Consider the following 9,574-nt stretch of genomic DNA (forward strand, 5'->3'; position numbering starts at 1 on the left):
AAAATGATTCCAGTCGCTTTGATGACGACATGCCGGAGCCGCAAATAGAAGTCACGCCGATTGATGCTCAGTCGGTAGATGTGGAAATCACAATCCGCTTTTTTGAGAACGTGGACTTAGTGCCCGAAGACAATGGCCCTATTTTTTACCGGGGACAACACTATGCAGTTTCGACAGTGCCAATTGACGAGCCAAACCAAGTGGCGGTAGGGGACAACAAAGAACTACCAACAGACGCGCCATACAGCCGTGAAAATTGATCTTACTGGACATTTAAAAGCGCGACAGCAACTAGCACTGCTAAAGCTACCAGCAGCCAAACAGCGACGCATAGGCGGTACGCTGGCCCGAAAGGTGCGCGCTTATAGCCGTAAGCGATTACGCGAACAAAGAGGGCTGGACGGCAAGAGCTGGAAGAAACGAAAAAACGGAAAAAAGAAAATGCTGCGCGGCCTTAGTAAGAAAATGCGGGCGCGAAGTGTGGGGCTTAGCGGTGAGGTTTTTTTTGCAAATGGAAAAACGGCTGAAATTGCCTATCAACACCAACACGGAATGCCTGAAGAGTGGACCGGAAAAAAGGCAGAAAAGGTCTACGGCAAACCGGACTATAAAGATCCCGCAACCCGATATCAGGCGCGGGCATTAAAAAAAGAAGGTTACAAAGTGCGGCTACCAAATGGCCGCAAGAAAAAGCCAACCATGCGTTGGATTATGGAAAATTTATCTCTAGGGCAGGCGGGGTTGATTCTACGAATACTTAGGGATGATCCGGGGGAAAGTCGCTGGGTTATAGAGTTACCCGACCGCTCTTTTTTAGGGACAACGAGACAAGAGATAGACAAATTAGCCAGCATGATTTTTGACGAAACGAGCGGACGTATTAACAGCATCTAGGGGGCCAAATGGCACAGGGTACAGTAACAGTTAACAACCTGAATCAAGGGCAAGGCGCCTTTGATGAAATCGAACGCAAGGCGATATTCCTGGGAGTGGGTGACACCAACAAAAACAGCGTGATTCCGCTCAATTCTCAGAGTGATTTGGACGAGCTGTTAGGCGCAAATGAATCACAATTAAAAACCCAAGTGGCGGCAGCGCAAGCCAACGGGGGCGAAAACTGGAACGCCTGGTCTGTGCCCCTGGATGTTTCTGATGATTGGCGGATCGCGCTTGATACCGCAATGCTGAGTGTCTCCCCGGAGCTGGTAGCGGTCTGTACTCCCGTTGTAACTGCTAATGATTTAAATGATGCTTTTGCGAAAGCGGAAAGTATCAGAACCGCAAAGGGGCGCCGTGTGGTGGTTTTGATAGCCACCCCCGCCATTGATGACACCAGCGAGACCTGGAGCGATTACCTGGCCGCGCAGGCTGCCATTGTGGACCCTGTAAGCGCTTACCGGGTATCAGCGGTTCCCCTGCTACACGGAAATAACCTGGGCGTCCTGGTAGGCCGTTTGTGTAATCGTGCCGCTAGCATCGCTGATTCGCCTATGAGAGTTGCCACAGGGCCTCTTTTGTCGCTGGGGTCTGTATCTAATGATAAGGACGGCGTACCTCTGGATAACGCTATGCTGGCCAGCCTGGACGCTCTGAGGCTATCAGTACCGCAAACCTATGTTGATTATCCGGGTACCTATTGGGGCGACTGCAATATGTTGGACGCCGAAGGGGGAGACTATCAGGTTATTGAAAGCCTCCGTGTCGTGGATAAAGCGGCCCGCGCTATTCGGGTGTTGGCGATTGCGCGGGTAGGCAATCGACAGCTGAACAGTACCCCAATCTCTATTGCCTCCAATAAAACCTACTTTTCCCGCCCGCTACGGGAAATGGCGCGGAGTGTGCAATTTGGGGCCGATGTTTTCCCCGGAGAAATCAAGAGCCCTAAAGATGGCGATATAGAAATTATTTGGCCAACTCGTGATGACGTAGAAATCTATTTAAAAGTAACACCTTACAACTCGCCAAAATCTATTACCGCCAATATTGCGTTGGACTTAACCAACGCTGGCTGATTTCAAGCCGTCAAAGGTTAATTTTTAGTTTTTAAATACTAGGGGAATTGATATGTCCAAACTTTCCGGACGCGACATTGACACTATGATCGGTAGTTACCGCGTCAATATTGAAGAGGTCAGCCTTTCAATTGAGGACGGCACAAGCACCACTAAAACCCGTGGTGTTCCTGACGGATTTATTGAGGGTGATGTCTCCGCTAGCGGTGAAATCAAACTGAATACCGGGCAGTTTCAAATTATTGTTGAGGCTGCAAAAGAGGCCGGCAGTTTTCGGGATTTACCAAATTTTGATCTGGTGTACAACGCTGAATCAACGGATGAATCCATCAATGTTGAAGCCTTTGACTGCAAGCTCAGTTTGTCTGATGTGCTGAGTGCAAACCAAAGCAATGAACGGCTAATGCATACCATTAAGTACGAAGTAACAGGCCGAGAATTTGTCAACATCAACGGTGTTCCCTATCTGCGCTCTGAAGAAATTGAGCGGCTGAATTAAGGGCCGGTTATGCCAGACCTATTTGACCAGGCGTCACAGCTTGAGCAGCGGGAGCGGGACAGCGTATTAGCCGCACAGCGTAACCGTTCACAACATCAAAAAACTAGCCGGGGAAGTTGTAGAGATTGCGACGAACCTATACCCGCAGAACGGCGGAAATTTGGTGGTGTAACCAGGTGTATTGAGTGTCAGGAATTTTTTGAAAAAAAGGGGCGTTAAAAATGCGGGTACGGTACGGACAACTACAAACGGCAATGATACGGAAAGGATACCGTTTCTTTGATGAAGGAGACTTTAATCTTAACTTGATTGGTATTCGTAGCTCCGACCGTAACGCTAATTCTTTTAATGATCGTTTCGCGGTTGCCTGGCGTTTTCAAGATATCCCCCATTGCCTCAGTTTTTCCGCGACCACTGATCCCGGCAATTTCTGGCGCGAAAAACCAGCCAATGTAAACGGGACTGCAATTCTTGTCCCTGGACAGTATCCGGGTTTGTGGCAGCTGGGCTTACATCAGGGTAAATACCGCGCATTGGTGCAACGGAGGCCTGCGCGGGTTTATCGAGACAACAACCAGGATTCCATTATTAATATGGATTCCCCCATCGATGACGGGCTATTCGGGATTAATTGTCACCGAGCCAGCGCGACTCATACAAGCCGCCGTGTGGATCGTTGGAGCGCGGGCTGTCAGGTGTTGGCAGACCCCTTTGAATTTGCACTGCTAATTTCGCTATGTGATGTGGCGGCGGAAAAGTGGGGCACCACGTTCACATACACACTATTAGAAGAGGGTGATTTATGAGTATTTCAGCCAGTGTGGTACTAGCCGGGGTCAAGTTTATTTTTGGTGGCCTTGTTGATTTGGTGAAACACAAACGGCAAGTGAAAGCAGAGGAGCAGCGCGGAGAGCTGGAAGTCAAACGTGCCCGCAATAATGCCGAAATAAAACGCGCACTAAATGGCGATGAACACGCGGCGGCAATGGATTTCAAGAGCGCTGATCAGCGAGGCTGGAAAGATGATTATCTTTTGATTCTAACCACGTTGCCGATGGTTCTCCTATTTGTTGCGCCTCTTCTTGAGTTGGTTATTGCTTCATCTTATCAGCTGGGTGAATTACAAGCAGCGGTCAATGCCGGCTTTAGATCCTTACAGGCCACGCCTGAATACTACTGGTGGGGTTTGGCCGCTGTGTATATCGATACCTTCGGCTTCCGCCGTATGTTACGTCAGGTGATTGAAGGTTGGGCAGCAAAGCGACTCTCAAGCGTTAGGGAGAGGTAATGGAATATCTTTCCAAGCAGGAAGCCGACGCCCTCGCGAATAGTGCCGCAGATAAAGCCGTAACAGCAATGTTGCAAAAACTGGGTATGGATACTGAAAACGTCCTGGAGACACAAAAAGACCAGGCATATTTGCGCCAGCAACGCCTGGCATCAGAACAAGTTACCAAGTGGAGTAAGCGGATAATACTTGGAATGTTTCTAAGTAGCTTGTTTGGGATTTTTTGGGCTGGTTTTAAAGCTGCCCTGAGTGTTAAAAGTTAATCAAAAACCCCCTTTAGTTAAGGAAATATCATGGCAAACGCTACCAACGAAAACATGCAAGAATTTGAGGTCACTATTGAAGGTAGTGATGTTGTATTCAAAGTTACCCGCAGTGACTATAACAAACTAGTCAACCAGTTAGGGCCAGGCAATAAAGTTAACGCTTTTCATAATTTCCTGGTTTCTACAGTGACCGATGAAGGCAAACAAACCTTGTTGAAAGTGCTAACGGATATGCCGGGAAGTGAAATTGCCATTGGCTCAGATATTTATGAAGCCTATACACCGGATTTGAAAATAGCTGTAAAAAAGCGTTAGCGCTTGCTGATGCGATGGCGGAAAACGGCTATAGCCAGTTGTGCGCCTATGCGCGCAAATGGCTTCCTGGTGAACCGATTACAGAGGACACCTTGGCAACTGCCACGATGTTAGAGCGGGAATACTGGAAGAACTTTGAATCAGCCGTAGCTAACGGTATTGGTAAAGCCTGGAAGAACTGACGCAATGAGCACCAAGCTAGAAAAATTAATGTTTCGAATCGGTCTGATCGATAAGGCCAGCGGCCCAATCGGTAAGATTGATTCACAGGTAAAACAGTTAAAAGCCACAGCTACTAAGGGTGGGGCAATGCTTGCTGGTGCGGCTGTGGGTGGCTGGGCTTTACATCGCTCCCTTTCCGGGTTGCTTGATCCCGCTATAGAAATTAATCGGGCATTAGGGGAAGTTAAAAGCCTGGATGTTCACGGTGAAGCACTGGAAAAATTACAGCGCACGGCTTTAACTTCTTCCATTCAATACGGTACTAGTGCCGCTGATTTTATCCGAGCGTCTTACGATATTCAGAGCGCAATTTCAGGGCTGAAAGGTGATGAGCTGGCAAGGTTTACCAAGGCTAGCGCAGTATTGGCCCAAGGTACTAAATCCGATGCGGCCACCATTACAGATTATATGGGCACTATGTACGGCATTTTTCAAAAGGATGCTAAGCGACTGGGCAATGCTAAGTGGGTAGAGATTGTTGCAGGCCAAACCGCTACCGCCGTACAGATGTTTAAAACTACAGGCGCAGAAATGGCCGCCGCCTATTCGACGCTAGGAGCTGAAGGCCAATCCCACGGAATACAAATGGCCGAACAGATGGCTATTATGGGTCAGCTTCAATCCACCATGAGCGGTAGTGAAGCGGGCACAAAATACAAATCCTTTTTACAGGGGGTAGGAAAAGCTCAGGGCGAGTTGGGACTTCAATTTACCGACAGTCGCGGACGAATGCTGCCGGTTCTGGACATCCTGGGCAAGCTGAAAGGAAGACTAACGGGGCTTGGGTCAGTTGAACAAGGCCAGCTTTTAATGAAGGCATTTGGGCGCAAAGAGGCGGTATCTTTGATTAAGCAGTTGATGCTGGATACCGAAGGGCTTGGCAATAATATACAGGCGCTGGGCAATGTTAAAGGCATGGAGAAGGCCCGCCGTATGGCTATGGAAATCTCCGACCCCTTCAACCGCTGGCGCGAGAGTAGCAAAGCGGTGCGCGCGGTTATTGGTAATTCCCTGTTACCTGTAATCACGCCACTAATCGATAAATTGACCGCTGCCAACGCGACTATGGTTGATTGGTCGTACAAATTCCCGCATTTAACCAAGGCAATCGGTATTACTGTATTAGTAATTGCCGGTTTAATTTCTGTCGTTTTACTGTTTGCAGCGGTAGGGGGTGTGGTACAGCTGACAATGGCTGGGCTGATTGGTTTGCAAACTCTCTGGACAGGAGTAACGGCAGTTGGGGCCGGGGCTTTAGGCTTATTAACCAAAGGCTTAAAAGCCGCGCGTATCGCAACTTTACTATTTAGTTTGTCACTGTATGCAAACCCGCTTGTGTGGATAGCAGTCGCTGTTATTGGTTTGATTGCGGGGTTGGCTTTGCTGGTGATTCACTGGGATACCGTCAAGGCTGCTGCGCTTGGTTTTATTGGTGGCTTTATTGAGCGTTGGTCAGCTATTCGAGAGGCCATTAATAGTAACCCCATAGCGCGCATTCTGGCGGCACCATTCCTTACAGCTATTAATTTGATAGGGATTTTGTTTGATCTAATCAAGAAGATACCCGCGCTATTTACCCGCCTTAAAAACTGGCTAGGTGATTTAGGTATTTTCGATGCGCTGGGTAGCGCGGCCGATTGGGTTATAGAAAAACTAAACCTAATACCAGGCATAAATATTGAAGCCACTGTAGAGAAAGAGCGCACAAGTATTCCCAAGGCTTCAACACCTCAATATCAGCCTAGTGCTGTGCCAGCCGGGGGGATCTCTCAGCAGATACAGAACAATCAACGCGGCGGCACACATATCGAAAAAGTAGAAGTAATTAATCCGGCGAGTGGCTACGGATTTGTAGATGAACTGGAAATGGCGGCGGGCTGATGACCGAAACTAAATACCAAGATTTATGGATTGTTAATAATGATATCGCCCTAGATTCACTTGGAGTCCCGATGGGAATTAGTGACAGGGCGTCTGTTGCGCAAGATATCAAACACATGATCAGAGAGAGCGGCCTGCTTGTGGAGCTGGTGGGCGAGCGACAGAGCGACAAGTGGGCGTTAAACCTTTCTCGGCTTGAGAACCTGGTGGAGAGTGATTCCCGTATTGAACCAGGAACAGCGCGGCTTTCCCGTGATGAGGGAGAGGTTTTAGTCACAGCTACCACGGTAGATTTTAAAGATATCGAGTTTACCTTATGAGCGAGCAAGAGCTATTTACCAACCTTTTAAAAGACGGCGGTATCCCAACGACTGAAGAAGAGGTGCGCGCGGAATTTGAGAAAGAAGTAGAGGCGGAAGGTGTCGCCTTCACCAATAATCGGGATATTTCACCCTGGTGGCGAATGGTTACGGTGCTGATCACAACGCCGATAGTTTGGTTGATACAAGCATTAATTAAACTCGTAATGCCACAAATGTACGTGAAGACCGCAAGCGGTGAATTTCTCGCATTACATGCTGACGGCGTAAATCTGGAGCCGAAAACAAAGAGTAAGGCCCAAGGCTTTGTGCAATTTTTACGGGCGGATAGTTCGGGCTCCCTGGATGTGCCCATCAACACTGCAATACAAAGTGCCAATATTAATGGCCGTGTCTATACCCTACGAACAACAGCAACGGTGACGTTTAGCGATGGATTGGACACGGTTCTAGCACCAGTGGAAGCTGAAGAGGCGGGCAGTGCCTATAACTTGGCAGCGGGGTATTACTCAGTATTGCCGGTTTTATTGCCGGGTATTGTGGCAGTAGCCAACCTGGAAGACTGGCTTACACATCCTGGAACGGATGACGAAGACCCAGAGGAATTACGAAAGAGAATTAGAACTCAGTATATGGCGGTGAACCAGTGGCACACCGATGCAGTTTACCGATCATTAATCGCCAGCTTTGATGGAGTTAATGATGAAAACGTATTTTTTGACAGTGATGCACCGCGCGGCCCTGGTACCGCTGATGCCTATGTGATGTTTGAGACCGGTCAACCAGATGACAGTTTTATCCAAACTATCCAGCAAAAAATCACCGATGAAGGGAATCACGGTCACGGGGATGACTTAAAAATTAATGCCATGCCTGAAACCTTCCACGATATTACGGTGACGGTATACACCATTGATGGCCTAAGTGGTGGTACCAAAGATGAAATCAAAAAGAGTGTCGAGGATTTTATCTGGGCTGCCTTCAGGGGGAATTTAGATTACCAGCCAACCCTGGTTAAGCCCTGGAGTCGCTTTTCTTTTTCGCTATTGGGTGGCGAGCTACATAGACAATTCGACTTGCTTCGCGGTGTCGATTTCAGTCTGGATTACATCGTCAGTCAAATGGATTTACCCAGAATTAATAGCCTATCGGTGACAGTGGCATGATCGAGTTAAAACTGCCTTTTTGGTTATCCGGTCCCCAGCTCTCTAAGTTGCGCAAAGCCTGCCAACGCTTTTGGGAGCGTGTCGAGGAGTGGCTTTATTGGCCGGTACGACAACTGGACCCGGAGACCTGTATACCTGGTGCCCTGGATTTGCTCGCCTGGCAAAGAGGGGTGGAACGGTTTGAAGGCGAATCCATGCAGTTGTATCGCTTGCGGGTTAAATATGCTTTTGTGAATGCACAGGACGCGGGCAGTACTGCTGGCTTAAAGCGTATCTTTGAGCGGCTATTAATTGGTTATATCGAGATTGAAGAACGCTTACCGGATCGCGACTGGGATGTGATCAAGTTGCATTTAACCGACTCACAGTTGGCAGAAAACCCAGAACTATTACAAATCATTTTAAGTAAATATGGCCGGATATGCCGCCGCTATGAGTTTGAAGTCTTAACACCACTGCAAGTGCAATTGCGCACAGCAGATTGTGGCCACGATAACGGCTATCTAGTTGCGTCACTTTAAGGGGGAACTATGCCCGCAATTATTAATACAGGAGCCGCCTATATTGCGGCTAAGACTGGCGCCAATGAGCCGGTGGAAATTACCCAGTTTTTATTGGCGGATATTGATGGTTTGGACCATACGCAGTCCGTTAATTTGGCTGAGGTTATGCCAGCCGCTAATGAAATTGTTCACCAGGCCGCTGTATCAAAAGAAGGTTATCTAACCCCTGACAAAGTAGTCTATTCACTATCGATGGATACCGGGGACGGAGATTTCTATTTTAATTGGCTGGGCCTGGTTGCCAGTGATGGTACCTTAGTCGCTGTTGCTTATGTGCCGCGTACATTAAAGACCGAGACCGCTAACGGGGTGCAGGGAAATAATATTACCCGTAATTTTCTTTTGCAGTTTGCCGACGCTCAGCTAGCAACCGGAATTACTGTGCCCGCTGAGACGTGGCAAATTGATCTAAGCGCTTGGCTAGTCGCTATGGATGAGCGGGAACGACTCAGCAACCGAGATATATATGGCCGTGCAAGTTTTTTGGGTGAAGGATGGATGTTGGAAGAGAATTCTGGCGTCTACAAGCTTTTACCTGGAATTGGCTATGTAGAAGGTATTCGTATTGAAAACCCCAGCGAAATAATTCTGGATGGAGCTGAAAATTATTCTAAAGATATTTACCTAGATGTTTCCCTGCAAAAAACTGTACACGAGACTATTGCGAATGTATCGATCCTTTATGGTCCACAGTCGGATTATATCGATGAATCGGGTATTCCTCATTATTTAGAGCGCGTCGGTGGAATTTTGGCCAGTGGTGAAATCTGGAATCGAAATATTTATCGGCACGAGGTTGATGAGTTGGGTTTGATTACTTTTATTCAGACCCGAACTAATATCTATGTCTCCCAGCAGCAGTACGCCTCAACCACTGAGCACGGTATTGTTAAACGTGCGACTCAAACACAAGTATTAGAGCGTGCAGACGATGTAACCTATGTTTCCCCAAAACAATTATGGGCGGCACTGGATCATTTAATACCTCTCAATGTCGGCGTTTCTTGGCATGGGACAATAGATGATATTCCCGATGGTTGGG

The 9,574-nt window shown here is 48.0% G+C and carries 15 protein-coding genes; all 15 read left to right on the forward strand.

What is annotated here, in order from left to right; genetic code table 11:
* Positions 1-260, forward strand: a 260-nt coding sequence (locus MO867_RS18830) for a phage tail protein (protein ID WP_252472013.1), incomplete at its 5' end; no start/stop codon positions are given.
* 94 nt (positions 261-354) lie between these two features.
* Positions 355-894 (forward strand): hypothetical protein, encoded by a 540-nt coding sequence (locus tag MO867_RS18835; RefSeq protein WP_252472014.1) that lies wholly within the window; start codon positions 355-357, stop codon positions 892-894.
* An 8-nt stretch (positions 895-902) separates the two neighbouring features.
* The gene (locus MO867_RS18840; RefSeq protein WP_252472016.1) at positions 903-2,012 is read left to right on the forward strand and encodes a DUF2586 domain-containing protein; all 1,110 of its coding nucleotides are present in this window, start codon (positions 903-905) and stop codon (positions 2,010-2,012) included.
* A 52-nt stretch (positions 2,013-2,064) separates the two neighbouring features.
* Positions 2,065-2,511, forward strand: a complete 447-nt coding sequence (locus MO867_RS18845; RefSeq protein WP_252472018.1) for a phage protein — start codon at positions 2,065-2,067, stop codon at positions 2,509-2,511.
* A gap of 9 nt (positions 2,512-2,520) precedes the next feature.
* Positions 2,521-2,730: a TraR/DksA C4-type zinc finger protein gene (locus MO867_RS24105; protein ID WP_373565907.1), complete on the forward strand. Its 210-nt coding sequence runs from the start codon at positions 2,521-2,523 to the stop codon at positions 2,728-2,730.
* Between the two features lie 2 nt (positions 2,731-2,732).
* Positions 2,733-3,317 carry a hypothetical protein gene (locus MO867_RS18850; protein WP_252472020.1) on the forward strand — a complete coding sequence of 195 codons (585 nt, stop codon included), beginning with the start codon at positions 2,733-2,735 and terminating at the stop codon, positions 3,315-3,317.
* Positions 3,314-3,799: a hypothetical protein gene (locus tag MO867_RS18855; RefSeq protein WP_252472022.1), complete on the forward strand. Its 486-nt coding sequence runs from the start codon at positions 3,314-3,316 to the stop codon at positions 3,797-3,799. The genes MO867_RS18850 and MO867_RS18855 overlap by 4 nt, the downstream gene beginning before the upstream one ends.
* Complete coding sequence (locus MO867_RS18860) at positions 3,799-4,062, forward strand: hypothetical protein (RefSeq protein WP_252472024.1); 264 nt, start codon at positions 3,799-3,801, stop codon at positions 4,060-4,062. Before MO867_RS18855 ends, MO867_RS18860 begins: the two co-directional genes overlap by 1 nt.
* Positions 4,063-4,092: 30 nt before the next feature.
* Positions 4,093-4,380 (forward strand): putative phage tail assembly chaperone, encoded by a 288-nt coding sequence (locus MO867_RS18865; RefSeq protein ID WP_252472026.1) that lies wholly within the window; start codon positions 4,093-4,095, stop codon positions 4,378-4,380.
* Positions 4,381-4,394: 14 nt separating this feature from the next.
* Positions 4,395-4,562 carry a DUF6890 family protein gene (locus tag MO867_RS18870; RefSeq protein ID WP_252472028.1) on the forward strand — a complete coding sequence of 56 codons (168 nt, stop codon included), beginning with the start codon at positions 4,395-4,397 and terminating at the stop codon, positions 4,560-4,562.
* A gap of 4 nt (positions 4,563-4,566) precedes the next feature.
* Positions 4,567-6,483 (forward strand): phage tail tape measure protein, encoded by a 1,917-nt coding sequence (locus MO867_RS18875; RefSeq protein WP_252472030.1) that lies wholly within the window; start codon positions 4,567-4,569, stop codon positions 6,481-6,483.
* Positions 6,483-6,803, forward strand: a complete 321-nt coding sequence (locus MO867_RS18880) for a DUF2590 family protein (protein WP_252472032.1) — start codon at positions 6,483-6,485, stop codon at positions 6,801-6,803. The genes MO867_RS18875 and MO867_RS18880 overlap by 1 nt, the downstream gene beginning before the upstream one ends.
* The gene (locus tag MO867_RS18885; protein WP_252472034.1) at positions 6,800-7,969 is read left to right on the forward strand and encodes a baseplate J/gp47 family protein; all 1,170 of its coding nucleotides are present in this window, start codon (positions 6,800-6,802) and stop codon (positions 7,967-7,969) included. The genes MO867_RS18880 and MO867_RS18885 overlap by 4 nt, the downstream gene beginning before the upstream one ends.
* Positions 7,966-8,490: a phage tail protein gene (locus MO867_RS18890; protein WP_252472036.1), complete on the forward strand. Its 525-nt coding sequence runs from the start codon at positions 7,966-7,968 to the stop codon at positions 8,488-8,490. The genes MO867_RS18885 and MO867_RS18890 overlap by 4 nt, the downstream gene beginning before the upstream one ends.
* 9 nt (positions 8,491-8,499) lie before the next feature.
* A partial coding sequence (locus MO867_RS18895; protein ID WP_252472038.1) for a phage tail-collar fiber domain-containing protein occupies positions 8,500-9,574 on the forward strand: 1,075 nt, incomplete at its 3' end.

It is taken from the genome of Microbulbifer okhotskensis (genome assembly GCF_023895975.1).
Lineage (GTDB): Bacteria > Pseudomonadota > Gammaproteobacteria > Pseudomonadales > Cellvibrionaceae > Microbulbifer > Microbulbifer okhotskensis.